15 protein-coding genes and 2 pseudogenes are annotated in these 16,314 nt (G+C 65.6%); 5 read left to right on the forward strand and 12 right to left on the reverse strand.

The features are described from left to right. The 5 genes from AC3IFE_RS15455 to AC3IFE_RS15475 all read right to left on the reverse strand — a co-directional run. Positions 1-1,768, reverse strand: a 1,768-nt coding sequence (locus AC3IFE_RS15455) for a methyl-accepting chemotaxis protein (protein WP_489191024.1), incomplete at its 3' end; no start/stop codon positions are given. A 172-nt stretch (positions 1,769-1,940) separates the two neighbouring features. Then, positions 1,941-2,612 (reverse strand): OmpA/MotB family protein, encoded by a 672-nt coding sequence (locus tag AC3IFE_RS15460; protein WP_489191025.1) that lies wholly within the window; start codon positions 2,610-2,612, stop codon positions 1,941-1,943. Between the two features lie 25 nt (positions 2,613-2,637). After that, positions 2,638-3,402 (reverse strand): flagellar motor protein, encoded by a 765-nt coding sequence (locus AC3IFE_RS15465; RefSeq protein WP_489191026.1) that lies wholly within the window; start codon positions 3,400-3,402, stop codon positions 2,638-2,640. A 12-nt stretch (positions 3,403-3,414) separates the two neighbouring features. Further along, positions 3,415-4,665, reverse strand: coding sequence for a Crp/Fnr family transcriptional regulator (locus AC3IFE_RS15470; protein ID WP_489191027.1), 1,251 nt, complete (start codon positions 4,663-4,665; stop codon positions 3,415-3,417). A gap of 239 nt (positions 4,666-4,904) precedes the next feature. Beyond that, on the reverse strand, positions 4,905-5,567 hold the full coding sequence (locus AC3IFE_RS15475; RefSeq protein WP_050018077.1) for a glutathione S-transferase family protein: 663 nt from the start codon (positions 5,565-5,567) through the stop codon (positions 4,905-4,907). Between the two features lie 283 nt (positions 5,568-5,850). Here AC3IFE_RS15475 and AC3IFE_RS15480 point away from each other — a divergent pair, with 283 nt between their 5' ends. Next, positions 5,851-7,206, forward strand: coding sequence for a polyhydroxyalkanoate depolymerase (locus AC3IFE_RS15480; protein WP_489191028.1), 1,356 nt, complete (start codon positions 5,851-5,853; stop codon positions 7,204-7,206). 106 nt (positions 7,207-7,312) lie between these two features. Here the strand turns inward: AC3IFE_RS15480 and AC3IFE_RS15485 are convergent, their stop codons facing one another. The 3 genes from AC3IFE_RS15485 to AC3IFE_RS15495 all read right to left on the reverse strand — a co-directional run bounded on the left by AC3IFE_RS15485 (position 7,313) and on the right by AC3IFE_RS15495 (position 8,700). Continuing rightward, complete coding sequence (locus AC3IFE_RS15485; protein WP_489191029.1) at positions 7,313-7,768, reverse strand: DUF3761 domain-containing protein; 456 nt, start codon at positions 7,766-7,768, stop codon at positions 7,313-7,315. Positions 7,769-7,831: 63 nt separating this feature from the next. Further along, complete coding sequence (locus AC3IFE_RS15490) at positions 7,832-7,972, reverse strand: HHHH-motif protein (RefSeq protein ID WP_301738488.1); 141 nt, start codon at positions 7,970-7,972, stop codon at positions 7,832-7,834. A 293-nt stretch (positions 7,973-8,265) separates the two neighbouring features. Beyond that, on the reverse strand, positions 8,266-8,700 hold the full coding sequence (locus tag AC3IFE_RS15495) for a cupin domain-containing protein (protein ID WP_489191030.1): 435 nt from the start codon (positions 8,698-8,700) through the stop codon (positions 8,266-8,268). 578 nt (positions 8,701-9,278) lie between these two features. On the opposite strand from AC3IFE_RS15495, the pseudogene AC3IFE_RS15500 reads away from it, so the two are divergent. The 3 genes and pseudogenes from AC3IFE_RS15500 to AC3IFE_RS15510 form a co-directional block, all read left to right on the forward strand. Continuing rightward, a pseudogene (locus AC3IFE_RS15500) lies at positions 9,279-9,524 on the forward strand (porin); the annotation flags it as partial. 181 nt (positions 9,525-9,705) lie between these two features. After that, complete coding sequence (gene hutC / locus AC3IFE_RS15505; RefSeq protein WP_069618629.1) at positions 9,706-10,401, forward strand: histidine utilization transcriptional repressor HutC; 696 nt, start codon at positions 9,706-9,708, stop codon at positions 10,399-10,401. A 443-nt stretch (positions 10,402-10,844) separates the two neighbouring features. Further along, on the forward strand, positions 10,845-11,198 hold the full coding sequence (locus AC3IFE_RS15510) for a hypothetical protein (RefSeq protein WP_301738484.1): 354 nt from the start codon (positions 10,845-10,847) through the stop codon (positions 11,196-11,198). A gap of 40 nt (positions 11,199-11,238) precedes the next feature. On the opposite strand, the gene AC3IFE_RS15515 is transcribed toward AC3IFE_RS15510, so the two are convergent. The 4 genes from AC3IFE_RS15515 to AC3IFE_RS15530 all read right to left on the reverse strand — a co-directional run bounded on the left by AC3IFE_RS15515 (position 11,239) and on the right by AC3IFE_RS15530 (position 15,379). Next, on the reverse strand, positions 11,239-12,036 hold the full coding sequence (locus tag AC3IFE_RS15515; RefSeq protein ID WP_489191031.1) for an alpha/beta fold hydrolase: 798 nt from the start codon (positions 12,034-12,036) through the stop codon (positions 11,239-11,241). A gap of 114 nt (positions 12,037-12,150) precedes the next feature. Then, complete coding sequence (locus AC3IFE_RS15520; RefSeq protein ID WP_489191032.1) at positions 12,151-13,068, reverse strand: LysR family transcriptional regulator; 918 nt, start codon at positions 13,066-13,068, stop codon at positions 12,151-12,153. Positions 13,069-13,332: 264 nt separating this feature from the next. Continuing rightward, positions 13,333-13,578 (reverse strand): DUF3717 domain-containing protein, encoded by a 246-nt coding sequence (locus AC3IFE_RS15525; protein WP_012338561.1) that lies wholly within the window; start codon positions 13,576-13,578, stop codon positions 13,333-13,335. A 265-nt stretch (positions 13,579-13,843) separates the two neighbouring features. Next, on the reverse strand, positions 13,844-15,379 hold the full coding sequence (locus tag AC3IFE_RS15530; RefSeq protein WP_489191034.1) for an amino acid permease: 1,536 nt from the start codon (positions 15,377-15,379) through the stop codon (positions 13,844-13,846). A 584-nt stretch (positions 15,380-15,963) separates the two neighbouring features. On the opposite strand from AC3IFE_RS15530, the pseudogene AC3IFE_RS15535 reads away from it, so the two are divergent. Beyond that, positions 15,964-16,314, forward strand: a pseudogene (locus AC3IFE_RS15535) (diguanylate cyclase); the annotation flags it as partial.

The following is a 16,314-nucleotide window of genomic DNA, read 5'->3' on the forward strand; positions in this document are numbered from 1 at the left end:
CCGCATTCTGCTGCGTCATTTGGTCCAAAGACTGCACCGCATCCCCGATCTGATCGATCCCGGCACTCTGCTCCAGGCTAGCCTCAGCAATCTCGCTCATCATCGCGCTAACGCCTTGAACCTGCGACACAACATCACTCATCACCTTCCCCGCCTCCCTAACGAGCCGCGACCCGGCACCCACCGTCCCCGCGCTATGCTCGATCAGCGACTTAATCTCCTTCGCCGCCTGCGCACTGCGCTGCGCCAGATTCCGCACCTCCGAAGCGACCACAGCAAACCCACGCCCCTGCTCCCCCGCCCGCGCCGCCTCAACCGCCGCATTCAACGCCAGAATATTCGTCTGAAACGAGATACTGTCGATCATCACGATGATCTCGGAGATCCGCTGCGACGCGTCGCTGATCTGCTCCATCGTCGTCACGACCTCGCCCACCACCTGCCCCCCACGCGCCGCCGTATCCGCCGCGCCATTGATCATCTTCGCCGCGGTAGTCGCCGTCTCAGTGTTGTTGCGCACCACGGCCGTGATCTCTTCCATCGACGAAGCCGTCCGCTCCAGGTTGCTCGACTGCCCTTCGGTGCGTTCACTCAAATCCGCGTTCCCCGAGGCAATCTGCGCCGACCCGGTCGCGATCGAAGCCGAAGCCGCACGAATCCGATGAACGAGCGTCGACAACGACGACACGAACCGATTGAACGCATCCGACAACTGCCCGATCTCGTCCTCGCTCTCCACCGCCATCCGGCGCGTCAGATCGCCCTGACCGCTCGCGATTTCCGACAGCAGCGTAGCCGCCCGACGAATCGGCGCGGCAATCGCGCGCCCCACCAGCCAGATCACGAGCAGCGCAACCCCAAGCCCCACCACTGCCGCCACCAGCGCCGCACTGCGGATTGCCCGCGTCACCGGCCCCAGCAATTCAGCCTCCGGCACCTGCACGACCACATACGCATTCAGCTCCGGAATGAACGACGTCGCGATGAAACGCGCGCCACCATCACCCTCGTAGCTGAGGTACGCATACGGCTTGCCCGCAAGCAACGTCGACGACGCATCGCCCGGCAGCCCCGGCTCATCCTTCAGAAAATGCTTGCCATCGATCAGCGACGCATCGCGATGCATCATGATCGCGCCGTCGGGGCGCACGAGATACGCAAACCCGGTCTCGCCGATCCGGTAAGCCGATATTCCCTTCGCGAGCGCATCGACGGACAGGCTCATGCTCGCCGCGCCGATCGGCACGCCGTCGAGTTCCACGCGGCTGTTGATGAACATCATGTAGCCGCCGACGGTCACCTCGCGATCCATGTTCACGTCGTACGCCTTGCCCGATGACAGGAAGCTGGTCAACCACTGATCCTTGTCGGTCACCTTCCGCTGCAAGCCGGCTTCGTTGTAGTAGTTGCCGCTCTTCAACGACACCCACTGCACGGACGCGGCCTTCTGCTCATCCTTCACGTTCTTCGCAAGCTGGATCCAGTTGCGCGTGCCGGCGTCAGGTTCGCCGTCGGCTTCCCATTGCAGCAGGAACGCATCGCGCGCGAGAATGCGCGACGCGGCGATCGGGCCGGCCATCTGGCGCTGCACGTCGGCGCGGATGCCGTTCACGGCGGTCGGCAGCTCTTCGCGGACGACGCGATCGCGCACCGCATTGCCGATTAGCCGAACGCTGAGCCCGCTCGAAATCGCGACGAACACGAGCAGGCAACTCGTCATGCTGAGAATCAGCTTGTTCTGAATGGAAAGCTTGCGCCAGAAGTGCATGGGGAACCCTCGATAACCGCTCGGTCTGAGCCAGATTGGGTTATCGGCATGCGGGCGCAGAATCGCATCGCAGATTTCAGATAGCGATCATTCGAGATTCGTTATGTTGTTAAAGAGCGGGAATATGCGGCCACTTCTATGCACGAGGAACAACGCAAATACAACACGCTGATCAGTAGGCAACGAAGATCGTGACGCGCCGGTTTCTCGCCCTTGAAGCCGCATCGTCGCCCGCAACGAGCGGCTGCGTATCCGCCCGCCCGATCGCCGCCAGCCGATGCGGCGCGACACCACGCTCGGTCAGGTAGCGCACCACACTCCCCGCGCGCGCCGACGAAAGCTCCCAGTTCGATTCGTATTTCGCGTTTGCGATCGGCACGCTGTCCGTGTGGCCTTCGACGAGGATGTCGCCCGTCGCATGCTCGCTCAATGCCTGCGCAATCTGGTTCAGCACCGGCGACGAATCGGGCAGCAAACGCGCATCGCCGACGTTGAACAGGATCTTCGCGTCGATACCGATCTCGACGCCATGCGGCGCCTTCACCAGCGAAATGCGTCCATTCGACTTCAACGAATCAAGCAACGCGAGCCACGGCGCCGCAGAGTCGGACTTGGCGGCATCGAAGGAAGCAGTCACCGCACCCCCAGCCTGCCGTGCAAGTGTCTGATACCGCGCATCGAGCGCGTTGTATTTCGCGAGCTGCAGCACATACAGCGCGAGAAACAGCACCATCAGCGTCGTGATGAGATCCGCGTACGAAATCAGCCAGCGCCCCGACTGCGCGCCTTCGACTTCGTGATCGTCGCGATCGGCGGCGGATGCGCCGTCAGTTCGAGCCGTCATACGATCGGGAATCCGGGTTCGTCAATCACGCCAGCGTTTCCGCCGCCCGCCCGCGCACATCGCCGGTCAACCGCGTCTCGATCGTATGCGGCGACTCCTTGCGCGAGATCGCGAGCAAGCCGTCGAGATACAGCTTGCGAAACCGCATCTCGCTATCGATCTGTGCGCGCAGCTTGCCATACAGCGGCAGGAACACGAGGTTCGCGAACGCGAGCCCGTACAGCGTCGCGACGAACGCCATCGCGATACCCGGCCCGAGCTGCGCCGGCTCGAGAATATGGCTCGTCACCTGCACGAGCCCGAGCACCGAGCCGAGGATGCCGAAGGTCGGCGCATAGCCGCCGGCCTGCTGCCACACGCGCACGGCGGCGAGGCGGCTGCGTTCGTACGCATCGAGTTCGCGCTGTAACGCATCTTCGAGCACCGCGGTCGATACGCCGTTCGCCAGCAGTTCGAGCCCGCGGCGCGCGAACGGATGAATCCCGCTCACGTCCATCGACTCGAACGCGAGCAGCCCGTCGAGCTTCGCGCGGTCGCCCCACTCGAGCAGATCGGACAGGTTCTTGCGATCGACTTCGCGTGCCCGCACGAACGCGAGCCGCAGCTGCTTCACCGCGTCGAAAAAGCGCGCCCACGTGTTCTGGATCATCACCGCGCCGAGCGTGCCGCCGAGCACGATCACGAGCGCCTCGAACTGGAACAGCATCGAGACATGCCCGCCTTCCAGCGCGAACCCGAACACGATCGCCGCGCCGCCCAGCAACACACCGACCAGGGTCAACAGATCCATACGCCCCCCGTATCACGCATCCGACGACAGTGTCGCCGCGACGGACATCGCACCCGCCGCAGGCGCCTTCGCCGCGCGCACGGCCTCCAGCACGCGCTGTTCGATGTCCTCGATCTCGATCGGGTCGAGCTTGAGTTCGCGACGCATCACCCACGACACCTCGTTGCGCCGCGCTTCGGTCATCACGGAAAACAGCTTGTCGGCCACCGCGCGATCGTCGAGGTTCGCGATCAGCTTCGCGAGGTCGTAGGTATCGAACGCGCTGATCACGTCGAACAGCGTGCGCTGGTCGATCCACACGAGATCCTCGAGCGCGCGCACGTCGTCGCCGCGGCGCCCGTTGCGGCGCGAGAAGTACGCAACGCCTTTCTGTTCGACGTAGTTGAGCACCTTCGATTTGCGGAACGCGAACACTTCTTCCGCGATCTCGCCGTTAGACAGCTTGTTGAGCAGCAGCGTCTTGTCGACGCCAATCAGCGATGCGAGATCGGCCAGTTCGATGAGTTCGAGTTCGCTGTTGATCGATACGTCGAGATCGTGATCGGCAACCTGCTGCGCGCGATCGATCACACGTGCTGCGTCGAACGTGACGACCTGGCGCGCGTCCGCCGAAGTAGCGTAGTCGGTTGCGCCGCCGGCGCCGTCACCCTGCGCGGCTTCGATCGTGACGAGGTTGAGCTTCTCCATGCGCCGCAGCATCGCGAGCACGTGAGGCCGAGAATGGCCGGCAATCGCGCGGCATTTGCGGATCACTTCGGCGAGCGGCACGGAGGTTTCGGCCGCATGCGCCTGCATCGCCCGGCGCGCCCACGTATCGCCCGATTCGCGCGCGTCGGCGCCCGCCATCAGCGACAGCACGTGCGCATACGACAGCACGCCCGGCATGAAGTCCGCATGCGTATAGGTCGCCAACTGGTCGTCCTTGCGCTTCACGCGGCGGATCATCGTTCGCACGATATGACGCAGCAGCGCGGACACATGCTCGATTTCTTCATCGAGGATGCCGGCCGGCACGACCGTGAGTTGACAGAACGACAGCGCCTTCGCGGTATGCGCACGCGGTTCGGCGGCGAGCAGCGCCGATTCGCCGAAGAACTCGCCGCGGCCGAGCGTCGCGACGATCACGCGCGTGTCGTCGCAGCGCGTGGACAGCTCGACCTTGCCGTCGGTAATGAGGAAGATGACGGGCTCGCCCGCGAAGCCCTCCGAGTAAATGATTTCGCCGGGCGCGGCGGTACGCGTCCACGATTGCTGACGATTCACAAGTCGATCCCCCTGCTGCGCTGGTTGTTGCGGACTGCGCGTCGCATGTCTGAAGCATGCGATCGCGAGTCATCCCCGTGACTTGTTTAACGTCAGCGGGCGCAACGCCCTTTAGGGCATTCGTGCTCGTTTTGGACCGAAATCAAGGTGAAACGTTTGCGAGTTGCGCGGGTCCATCGATCGTTCGTTTCGTCGCTTGCATCTGTAGTGAAATTGAAAGCGCACCGCGATCGCACGCGTCAGAACTCCATGTCGAGTTCGTCGATGTCTTCGTGCTCGGCCTTCGCCGCGTCGATCCACTCGGCAACGAACGGATGCGCGAGCACGCGCATGCAGTACTCGGCGACGTCCGGTTCGAGCTTCACGTCGTAGGTCAGGAAGCGCGTGACGACCGGCGCGTACATCGCGTCGGCGATGCCGATCTCCGCACCGAACAGCCAGGGGCCGCCATACTCGGCCAGGCACTCGCGCCAGATGGTCACGATCCGCTCGATGTCGTGCTGCGCGCGCGACCAGATCCGGAAGCCGGGGAAATGCCCGCGCAGGTTCATCGGCAGCGCGGATCGCAATGCGCTGAAGCCGGAATGCATCTCGCCGCAGATCGACCGGCAATGCGCGCGTGCGTGGCGCTCGTCGGGCAGCAGCCGCGCCTGCGGGCGGATCTCGTTCAGGTATTCGGCGATCGCGAGCGTGTCCCACACCGCGTTGCCGTCGTGCGTCAGGCATGGCACGAGGATCGACGGCGACAGCAGCAACAGCTCGGCGCGCGACGTGGCGTCGATCGGCACGCTGATCGTCTCGAACGCGAGGCCGCTCAACTTCGCGAGCAACCAGCCGCGCATCGACCACGACGAGTAATTGCGGCTGCTGATGGTCAGCGTCGTCCGTGCGTTGGATTCCATGTCGCTCCCCTGCTGAATGTCGTTCGTGCCCTGCACCGTAAACGGACGCGCCGTCGGACCGCGCACCACGCCTGTGCGGTCCGTTCGCCGAACTGGCGCAACGTCGCACGGCATCGCGGCACGTGTCGCGCGCCCGGCCAGCAAGGCGACGCATTGCCTTCGCCCGGGTCATCACGTACCGCGCGCGCCACCGCGCCCTCGAACCGCTGCAACGCGCGTGCCAGCCGCATGCTGGCATACGGCTTGCCTCGTTCCTTGCAATGCGGCGTCACGAGCGACGGTCATGAACCTGCTTGCCTATCCGTTTTATCAATGGTCTGCGGAATGCCTGCGCCCGGCGCGTGCATGGGCGGCCGCGACGCGCGCGACGATGTCGCTGTGGCCGCCGGCGACGTCGACACCGACGGGCCGCATGGTCGACGCGCTGTGCGAGCTGCTCGAATGCTGCGCGTTCTCGCACCGACGGCCGCCGTTCGGAATCGCGTCGGTCGTCGTCGACGGCGAAACGGTGCCGATCGTCGAGGAAGCGGCCGCGGCCACGCCGTTCGCGACGCTGCTGCATTTCCGCAAGGCGCGGCCGGTCGCACGCCAGCCGCGCGTGCTGATCGTCGCGCCGATGTCCGGGCATTTCGCGACGCTGCTGCGCGGCACGGTGCGCACGATGCTGGCCGATCACGACGTGTACATCACCGACTGGCACAACCCGCGCGACATCCCGCTGACGGCCGGACGTTTCGGTTTCGACGAATACGTCACGCACGTGATCGACTTCATTCGCCACATCGGCCCGGACGCGCACGTGCTCGCGATCTGCCAGCCGACCGCCGCGTCGCTCGCGGCAGTCTCGCTGATGGCAGCCGGCGGCGATCCCGCGCAACCCGCGAGCCTGACGCTGATGGCCGGCCCGATCGACTGCCGCGTGAATCCGACAAAGGTCAACGAACTCGCGACGAGCCAGCCGATCGAGTGGTTCGCGCACAACCTGATCAGCGTGGTGCCGACGGGCTTCGTCGGCGCGCAACGGTGCGTGTATCCGGGCTTCGTGCAGGTGGGCGCGTTCATGTCGATGAACCCGGACCGGCATGCGGCGTCGTTCGCCGATCTGTACTACGAGCGCGCGAAAGGCGATCCGGCGAAAGCCGACACGTTGCGGCACTTCTACGACGAATATTTCGCGACGGCCGATCTCACCGCGGAGTTCTATCTGGAAACAGTCGAGAAAGTGTTTCAGCAGTACGCGCTCGCACGCGGCGAGCTGACGGTCGGCGACAGGCTCGTCGAACCGGCGGCGATTCATCGCACCGCGCTGTTGACGGTCGAAGGCGAGAAGGACGATATCTGCGCAGTGGGCCAGACGGTGGCTGCGCAGGAACTGTGTTCGGGGTTACCGTCGTACCTGAAGACGCATCACGTCCAAACGGGCGTGGGGCACTACGGCGTGTTCAACGGCAGCCGATGGGAGGCGCAGATCTATCCGATCGTACGAGCGACGATTCACGACAACGAGCCGTACGATCGCACCGCGGATGCGGAAGGCGACACAAGCGGCACCCATTACGTCACGCTGCGCGCGCTGCTCGATGCGCGCACGGCCGGAATCGATGCGGCGACCGAAGCGCAATCGGATCACGCGCACTGAACGCGGGTAGCGACACAGTGAATCGCCCCGCCGGAGTGGCGGGGCGACGTGTGCTGCTGCATCCGGATGGCGCGCGAGCGAACCGCTCGCGCGCCGGGCCGGCTCGTTACGAGCAAGCCTTGCCGTGCGACGCGTGGTAGCCCTTCGCCTTCGCGTCGGCTTCCGACATGTAGCTGCCGTGCTTCGTCTTGCCGTAGTACTTGTCGGTCGAGCAGTGATAGACCTTCGTGGTGTCGTTCGCCCACACCTTGCCCGCGCCGCCGCCCGGCGCTGCGGCGGTCATCGCGGCGGCGCCCTTCGCGGCTGCCGCGCCCGATGCCGGCGCGGCGGAAGCCGGCGTTGCGGCCGGTGCGCTCGCCGCGGCAGCGGCCGATGCGCCGTACCACGCCTTCACGCCCTTGTGGCCTGCACACGCGCCCTTCTTCGAAGCGCCGGAGTAGAACGAGCCGTCCTTGCACAGGCCGGTCGTGCCGGCCGGCGCGCTGGCCGGAACCTGCGCGAACGCACCGACCGACATACCCATGCCGGCGACCAGCGCGGCGATCAACATTGTTTTTTTCATGGTCCTCTCCTGATTTGCCTGAATGACGAAAGCGTCCGGGGCATTCCCCGGGAACCGCGACGGTTACCGCACCCAGCGGCACACGCGGTGGTGGTGGTGGTGATCGAAGTGGCACACGCGGTGCGGATGCGCTTCGGCCAGTGCCGGCACGAGCACGGCGCAAGCCAGTGCGGTTGCCGTCAGGATCTTCGCGATGCGGTTCATGGTGAAACTCTCCCGGATAGTCAGCCGGTGCTCCGGCTGGTACCTCCTTAACGCCGGTCGTCGGCAGGCCGTGCACCGCGCCGACGTGCAATTGACGATCTTTGACATCGCATCGTCGATCGACGGTCGAAGCTGACGAACCTCTTTCTTTTCTTTCGGGTTCTTCAGCTTCGTGACCGTTTGGAATTCGAATCAATAGACGCAAGCGGAAGGTCGGTCGCGGATCTGGGCGGACCATAAAAAAACCGCCTGAATGCAGGCGGTTCGTCGAAAGCGCACACCCGACCGGCACGCTACGCCCCGGCCTCGCCCCACGGCGTCGGCTCCGGCACCGCGCACGGCCCGTCGACGTCGATCGATTTGAAGTCGGCAGGCCCGACGATCTCCAGATACTCCATGTCCGGCGAGTAGTCGAACAGGTAGTGGACGATCCCCGGTGCCTGGTGCACGCAGTCTCCGGCCGCCACCAGCGTTTCCTGGTCGCCGTACATGAAGCGCGCCCAGCCCTTCAGCATGATCACGATATGGAACTCGGCCTCGTGACGGTGCCAGCCGGTGCCCGCCACCGGTGCATGATTGGCCCTGACGAGTTGCGCGACGACCTTGCCGTTCGTCGCGGCGGCGATGCCGAGATCGCGGTACAGGAAGAAGTCGCGCAGGCCCTCGCCTTGATAGGCGGTGTCCTGCGGCTTCACATGGGAAAAAGCGGTGGTGGCCGGCGTGCTCATCGCGGTGCTCCTTCATCGAAAGGATCACCCGAGACAAGCATTAAGCGTTCCAGTTTGCGGCGGCACGACACCGTGCGCTCACCGCTTGCGCCGCTCGCCAGTCAGCAACGTCTTCCGGGGTACGCTCTATCGCGGCGACCCATCGTGGAGCACGGCCGCCGTCCGGGACGAAATCTCCGCGGTGCGGAGCACGACTCGGCCGGGGATGAGCACATGACACCGACCAGAACCGAACTTGCCGCTGCATGCGATCTACTGCCCGATCGCGCGCGACGCCGCTCCTCCGCGGACACGCTCGTGCTGCTGTCGATCCACGTCGAATCGGACAACCTCGCGATCGTGCGGCGCCAGTTGCATCAGGCCGTCGGCGCCGCGCTCAATGGCTACACGGCCACGATCGACAGCCGTACCGGATGCGCGTGCATCGAATTCGAAGTCGCGCGGTCGCAGGCGTCACTCGCGATTCAACCTGAACAACGGAACGCAGTCCTATCGAAACACGATGTTCGGCCGCCGTGCTTACGTCGGCCTCCAGAGCGACCGGTACGGCGCGCTGGCGCTCGGCCGCCAGTACGACGTATACGTTCACCGACGGCCGCTACGACGACGCCACCGGCAGCCACCGGCCGAAGTGGCACCAGGTGACGCTGATGATCGACTACGCGCTGAGCAAGTGCACCGACGTGTATGCGGAAACCGTGTACCAGCACGCGTTCGGCGTGCCGTCGGGCGCGACGCTCGGGTTCGCGAACGTCACGGGGCTCGCGGCTTCGTCGACGCGCACGCAGGTGGTCGCGACAGTCGGCATCCGCCATCGGTTCTGACCGCGCGCGGGCCGGCGAAAGCCGGCCGCTCTGTGCAATCCCGCATGGACGCGCACCGGCCGAACAGGGATCATTCGGGGAATCCGGGCCGGCGCGCCCGCGAAACCGGTACACTCGGCGCCGGGCGCGCGCTGGATCGGCATTCGGCGGCGGCCCGTTGCCGACTCTGAATCGTGATCCCATGACCACACCGATCTATCAGGAAATCAAGGACTTCATCCTCGCGCGCATTCATGCCGGCGAATGGGCGGAAGGCGACCAGGTGCCGTCGGAGAACGAGCTCGCGCGCGAATTCAACGTCGCACGGATGACCGTGAACCGCGCACTGCGCGAGCTGACGGCCGAACAGGTGCTCACGCGCACGCGCGGCTCCGGTACGTACGTCGCGTCGCCGAAATACGAATCGACGCTCGTCGCGATCCGCAGCATCTCCGACGAAGTCGCCGCGCGCGGCCACGGCTATCGCGCGCAGGTGCTGCTGGTCGGCGCGGCCGTCGCCGACGCGAAGCTCGCCGACGAACTGCAGCTCGACACCGGCAGCCCGATCTTTCATTCGCGCGTGCTGCACTTCGAGAACGACACGCCCGTGCAACTCGAGGAGCGCTGGGTCAATCCGGCCTGCGCGCCCGAATACGCATTGCAGGACTTCACGACGACGACGCCGAACCAGTACCTGACGCGCGTCGCGCCGCTGCAGCGCGTCGAATACCGGATCGAGGCCGCGATGCCCGATGCCGACACGCGCCGCCACCTGACGATGGACGACCGCGAGCCGTGCCTGCTGCTGCATCGGCGTACGTGGTCGCAGGGGCTGGTCGCGTCGGTCGCCAACCTGTGGCACCCAGGCAGCCGCTACCGGTTCACCGGGCATTTCTGATCCCCGCGGGCCGGCTCACCTCGCGCGCGAACGTCCCCAGCGTTCGATCGCAGTGACGGCCCGCGTCAACCCTTCCTCCTGCGCGAGGCGCACACCGAGCGCCGTCGCGCTCGCCTTCGTCTCGCGCCGTTCGAAACGGGAGTTTCAATCGCTCGCGAAGCTGTTTATCGAAGGCGCGCAAGCGAAACGGTGATGCACGCACAAGCGCCCGGAAAGGCATCGCGTAAGCCAGCCAATGCAGCGCAACGGGCGCCGGACGTAGCCAACGCGTCGCACGTCGCACACACATTGTTACAACGAACGCACACTTCGCATGCCAAATTTCCCGCGCGGCAGTATGCTGATGCGGTACGGTTGCGCATTGTGCATCGGGCAATCCCGTAGTTTGCACGCGACACGCGCCGCCGTCTCGACCGCAATCATGCATTGCAAGGAGGGTTGTGATGGCTACCACGCATCAGCACTTCCACCTCGAACTCCGGCACGCCACCGCGCCGACCTACTTCATCAGTTACCTGTTCCCTGCGTTGCTGTTCGTCTACGAACTGCTGCGCGTCGGCCAGTGGATCCGCGATCACGGGATGCAATTCGTCGCGTTCAAGCAGATGGGCTACGAGTATCTGCTGATGCTGCTGTTCGTCGGCCTGCAAATCGTCGTCGAGGCGATCTTCCTGCTCGGCGCGGCGATGCGCAAGGATCATCGCGATTTCGAGCACCGGCTGCCGAACGTGATTCTCGGCATCGGTCTGTCGATCGGGCTGCTGGCGATCGACCTCGCGATCCAGCTTTCGTTCTGACGGCCGGCGGGCATACGCCCGCTGGCGACGTCGAGCACGCTCAGGCGCCCGCGTCGCGCAGGAACGTCGCGACGGCGGCCAACACGTCATCGGTCCGCTCGCGATGCGGCATGTGTCCGCAACGCGCGAGCAACAGGAACGACGACGGCCCCGCGACGCGCGCGGCGATCCGCTTCGGATGCACGTCGGACCCGTATTCGTCGTCCTCGCCGTGAATCGCGAGCGTCGCGCACTGCACGTGCGGCAGATCGTCGTCGAGATTCCAGTCGCGGAACGCCGGTGACAGCCACGTGTCGACCCACGCGCGCAGCACCCATTCGGCCTTGTCGCCGTGATAGCGCGCGAGCCGGTCGAGCTGCCCAGGCTCGTCGAACTGCCGCCCGGCGTCGCGAATGCCGGCCAGCGTGCGATCCTCGACGAACGCCTGCGCGGCGACCGTGACGAGCGCGCGGCAACGCGCCGGATGCGCGGCCGCACAGCCGACCGCCATCCCGCCGCCGACGCTGTGACCGAACGCGATGAACGCATCGACGCCGAGCCGTTCCAGTACCGCGGCGAACGCGTGATCGGCCTCGTCGCGCACGAACGTCGTGCCGAGCTTGCCCGGATGACGGTCCGAACGGCCGAAACCGAGGCGGTCGTATGCGATCACGTCGCGTTGCGTCGCGCTCGCGAGTTGCGCGGGGAAGTCGCGCCACAAGTCGACGCAGCCGAGCGAATCGTGCAGCAACAGGATCGGCGTGGCCGCATGCCGCGCCGGCCCCGCACGCCAGCGTTTCGCAAAGAGACGTCCTTGCGGCGTCTCGACGGTTATCTCCTCGGTCACGATATCGGTCATGTGTCGATCGTCTGCATGAAAGCGGCCGCGCGGCGGCGGCCGCATCGAATCCGGGCATGGCGGCCTGCCGGCGCGCGGCGTCAAGCAAGCCCAAGCCCCCTTTTGCCCCCGCGCTCACTCGGGCTGCGGCGGCAGGTACTCCATCTGCGCTTCGTCGTACAGCCGGTAGATCAGCGCCTGCATCGCGCGGATGTCCTCCGATTCGTCGAGCATCCGCATGCTCATGATGATCGGCGACACGAGGTTCGGATCGTCGAGCGGCTTGTAGCTGATGTCGTCGCGCTTGAGCCCGTACACGCTGTGCGGCACGACCGACACGCCCTCGCCCATCGCGACGAGGCCGAGCGCAATCTGAAGTTCACGCGTCTCGTAGATCTTGCGCGGTTGCAATGCCCGATCGTGGAAGACCGCGAGCACCTGGTCCGCGTAGCTCGGGCGCGGCGCCTTCGGAAAGATGATCAGCGTGTCGTTGACGAGATCGTGCAGCGACAGCACGGGCTTCGCGCTGTCGAGCACGTGGCCGACCGGCAGCGCGACGATCATCCGCTCCTCGCGCAGCACGACGCGCCGCACGCTCGGATCCTCGTGGCGGATGCGTCCGAACCCGACGTCGATGCGCCCTTCCTTCAGCGCCTTGATCTGGTCCATCGTCGACATCTCGTGCAGGCTCAGCTCGACGGCCGGATATTCGCTGCGAAAGCGCCGGATGATCTTCGGCAGCATCCCGTACAGCGTCGAGCCGACGAAACCGACCGACATGCTGCGCTCGATCTTGCCGACGCGCTTGGTCATCGATTCGAGTTCGGTCGTCTGCGCGAGCAGCTGCACCGCATGCGAATAGAAGAAGCGCCCGGCATCGGTCAGCTTCAGCGGCCGCGCGGTGCGCTCGAACAGCGGCACGCCGAGCGCCTCCTCGAGCTGCTGGATTTGCCGGCTCAGCGGCGGCTGCGCGATATGCAGCCGTTCCGCCGCCCGCGTGAAATTCCGCTCTTCGGCCACCGCGACGAAGTAGCGGAGGTGTCTCAACTCCATGTTCGAATCCTCCCGGGACAGGCAACGGACGCTCATCCGGCACCGCGCGGACAGCGCCCGCAACGGTCGCCCTCGCCGGCCATCCGTACCGGCCTCCTCGATCGCCTGCTTCCCGATCCCGTCACGATACCTCAGCCGGCGCCGATCCCGGCTCGAGCAGCGTCGTGCTCGCGGCGACGTCCGGGGCCGCGCAAAGCAAAACGGGAAGCCGCGAGGCTTCCCGTTCGTTCACCGACGCCGCGCCGCGGCATCGTGCCGACCGCGTCACACCTCGGTCGCATACAGCGCGTCGCGCTGCTCGTGGCTCAGCGAGTCGAGCGGTACGTCGGGCAACTGATAGCAGATCATCGTGCCGTACAGCTCGGCCAGGCAGTTGCTGCCGGCGTCGAGCGCGTAGCCGTCCTCGCCGTCCGGCGCCGGCGGATACACTTCGCGCCACGCGTTGATCGCGGCTTCGATTCGCACGATGGAAACGGGTCCGGCCTTCCGCTCGGCGGGTGATGCGCTCATGAATTCCTCTGGGTTGCGCGCTCTGCAGGGCCATGCCGGCCCGGCTGGAGCGATGAAAACGCCGGGCGTCTCGCCGGCCGCCGCGCGCCGCGCGCGCCGGATGCCGATCCGCGCCGCGCCTGTCGCGCCGGCCGGGCCACGGCCCGGTAGGGTCGGGCAATATAACCGGCTTTGACCCCGCGCAGGCAAAAGCCGGGCAAAAAAAACGGGAAGCGCGCGGCTTCCCGTTTCGTCGCCCGTCACGCGGCAACCTGCCGCGCCGGCGTCAGCCCACGGTTTCGCGGTTCGCCACCGGCTGCCGCCGCGCGCCGCGATTCGCGGCGATCCACGGCGCGATCTCCATGTCCTCGTAGCGCACGAACCGGCTCTTCTTCAGGAACCGGAAGCCGAGCCACACGACGACGAACAGCGGAATGCCGACGTAGGTCGCGGTCACGCCGGCCCAGTCGATCCGGTTCGCGAGGAACGCCTGGTAATCCTGGCCGAGCGCGATCACGAGGCACAGCACGAACGCGAACAGCGGGCCGAACGGGAACCACTTCGACTGGTACGGCAACTGGTCGAGCGAATAACCCTGCTTCACGTAGCCCTTGCGGAACCGGTAGTGGCTGACCGCGATGCCGAGCCACGCGATGAAGCCCGTCATCCCCGACGTGTTCAGCAGCCACAGGTACACGGTCTTGTCGCCGTACAGCGACGTGAAGAAGCACAGCGCGCCGACGGCGGTGGTCGCATACAGCGCGTTGCGCGGCACGCCGCCCGGCGACAGCTTCACGAACACCTTCGGCGCGCGGCCTTCGGTGGCGAGGTTGTACAACATCCGCGTGGATGCATACATGCCCGAGTTGCCGGCCGACAGCACGGCCGTGAGGATCACCGCGTTCATCACGCCGGCCGCGAACGCGAGCCCCGCGTGGCGGAACACGAGCGTGAACGGGCTCACGCCGATGTCGGTCACGTCCGTCTTCAGCAGGTTCGGGTCGGTATACGGAATCAGCACGCCGATCACGAAGATCGCGAACACGTAGAACAGCAGGATGCGCCAGAACACCTGGCGCACCGCGCGCGGGATCGTCGTGCGCGGATGCTCCGATTCGCCGGCCGCGACGCCGATCAGCTCGGTGCCCTGGAACGAGAAGCCCGCGATCATCGCGACGCCCATCAGCGCCGGCAGGCCGCCCGCGAACGGCGCGTCGCCGATCGTCAGGTTGCCCCAGCCGTTCGCCGGCGCACCCTTCAGAATGCCGAAGATCATCAGCAGCCCGACGCCGATGAACGCGACGACCGTGACGACCTTGATCAGCGCGAACCAGTATTCGGCTTCGCCGAAACCGCGCACGGTGAGCGCATTGAGCAGGAACATCACGGCGAGGAACGCCGCGCTCCACCATACGCCCGGCACGTCCGGAAACCAGTAGTGCATCACGAGTTGCGCGGCGACGAGTTCCACCGCGATCGTCACCGCCCAGTTGTACCAGTAGTTCCAGCCGAGCGCGAAGCCGAAGCCTTCGTCCACGTATTTCGCGCCGTAGGTCGCGAACGAGCCCGACACCGGCATGAACGCGGCCATCTCGCCGAGGCTCGTCATCAGGAAGTAGACCATCAGGCCGATCAGCATGTACGCGACCATCGCGCCGCCGGGGCCGGCCTGCGAGATCGATGCGCCGGACGCGACGAACAGGCCCGTGCCGATCGAGCCGCCGATGGCGATCATCGTCAGGTGGCGCGCCTTCAGCGCGCGATGAAGCTTGGGTGGGTTCGCGGACGAACCGGGTGGGTCGGAATTCGGAATGGCGGACATAAACGAGACGAACGTTGAGCGGGCCGGCATCCGTAGCCGGCGCATGCGGAATCGGAGCGCGGTGCGCGTCCTGCGATGCATTCGATGCGGCCCCGATACGCGTTGCGCGGCGGGCGCCTGCGGCGAAGCGCGGATTCTACCTGATTCGATAGGGGGCAGCCGAGGTTGCGCCGGCCGCCGCCACGCCGGAGATTTCGCGGAATCAACGGGTTGCCGCACTGGCCGGCGTCGTTTTGCTTACCGTCGCAAAAACCACGATTGCCGTCGGGTCATTCGGTTTTCATTTCTCGCGAGCCGGCACTTCATACTGTCCCGATCCGCCGAATATCGCGGCAATAGGCAAATTCGACTGATGATTATGCGATTAATCAGACAAAAGACCGACACTGTTAACTGATTCAGATCAAGCCGCCGGCGCACCATGCGGTAACGATGCGTAATCGCTGCCGAATCGCGCTCTCCACATGCATCTTTTGCATGTGCACACGAAATGCCCGAATTCGCGGGATAATGACGCCTAATTCGAAATAATCCGCGCGCGGAACCGCCAACGATGCGAGTAGCCGCCGCCCGCTCCCCCGAGGATGAAGTCATTCCCGCTGCCCGCCACGCTGCGCCGCCATACCGCGTCGCTCGTGGCACGCATTCTGTCGCCCCGCGGCGTACTCGTGGCGGGCATCGTCCTGCTGATGTTCAGTTGGGGACTTTCCACGTCGCTATTAATCGAGGCGCGACGCGACGCGTATGACCATGCGGTCGAAAATGCGCGCAACCTGATGCTGCTGATCGAACGCGATATCGCGCGCAATATCGAACTCTACGATTTGTCGCTGCAAAACGTCGTCGACGGCATGGCCGATCCCGAACTGACGACATTGCCGCCGCGTCAGCGCCATCGGCTGCTGTTCGACCGCGCGGCGACCGGCGCCTATCTC

It is taken from the genome of Burkholderia sp. APQ4-4ca, from assembly GCF_057837105.1.

Bases quoted from the DNA above. Each gene is read 5' to 3' on its own strand.
- hutC (WP_069618629.1), top strand. From the start codon at position 9,706: ATGACCACACCGATCTATCAGGAAATCAAGGACTTCATCCTCGCGCGC.
- AC3IFE_RS15460 (WP_489191025.1), bottom strand. From the start codon at position 2,612: ATGACGGCTCGAACTGACGGCGCATCCGCCGCCGATCGCGACGATCAC.
- AC3IFE_RS15490 (WP_301738488.1), bottom strand. From the start codon at position 7,972: ATGAACCGCATCGCGAAGATCCTGACGGCAACCGCACTGGCTTGCGCC.
- AC3IFE_RS15465 (WP_489191026.1), bottom strand. From the start codon at position 3,402: ATGGATCTGTTGACCCTGGTCGGTGTGTTGCTGGGCGGCGCGGCGATC.
- AC3IFE_RS15525 (WP_012338561.1), bottom strand. From the start codon at position 13,578: ATGAGCGCATCACCCGCCGAGCGGAAGGCCGGACCCGTTTCCATCGTG.
- AC3IFE_RS15510 (WP_301738484.1), top strand. From the start codon at position 10,845: ATGGCTACCACGCATCAGCACTTCCACCTCGAACTCCGGCACGCCACC.
- AC3IFE_RS15485 (WP_489191029.1), bottom strand. From the start codon at position 7,768: ATGAAAAAAACAATGTTGATCGCCGCGCTGGTCGCCGGCATGGGTATG.
- AC3IFE_RS15475 (WP_050018077.1), bottom strand. From the start codon at position 5,567: ATGGAATCCAACGCACGGACGACGCTGACCATCAGCAGCCGCAATTAC.
- AC3IFE_RS15515 (WP_489191031.1), bottom strand. From the start codon at position 12,036: ATGACCGATATCGTGACCGAGGAGATAACCGTCGAGACGCCGCAAGGA.
- AC3IFE_RS15480 (WP_489191028.1), top strand. From the start codon at position 5,851: ATGAACCTGCTTGCCTATCCGTTTTATCAATGGTCTGCGGAATGCCTG.
- AC3IFE_RS15495 (WP_489191030.1), bottom strand. From the start codon at position 8,700: ATGAGCACGCCGGCCACCACCGCTTTTTCCCATGTGAAGCCGCAGGAC.
- AC3IFE_RS15530 (WP_489191034.1), bottom strand. From the start codon at position 15,379: ATGTCCGCCATTCCGAATTCCGACCCACCCGGTTCGTCCGCGAACCCA.
- AC3IFE_RS15520 (WP_489191032.1), bottom strand. From the start codon at position 13,068: ATGGAGTTGAGACACCTCCGCTACTTCGTCGCGGTGGCCGAAGAGCGG.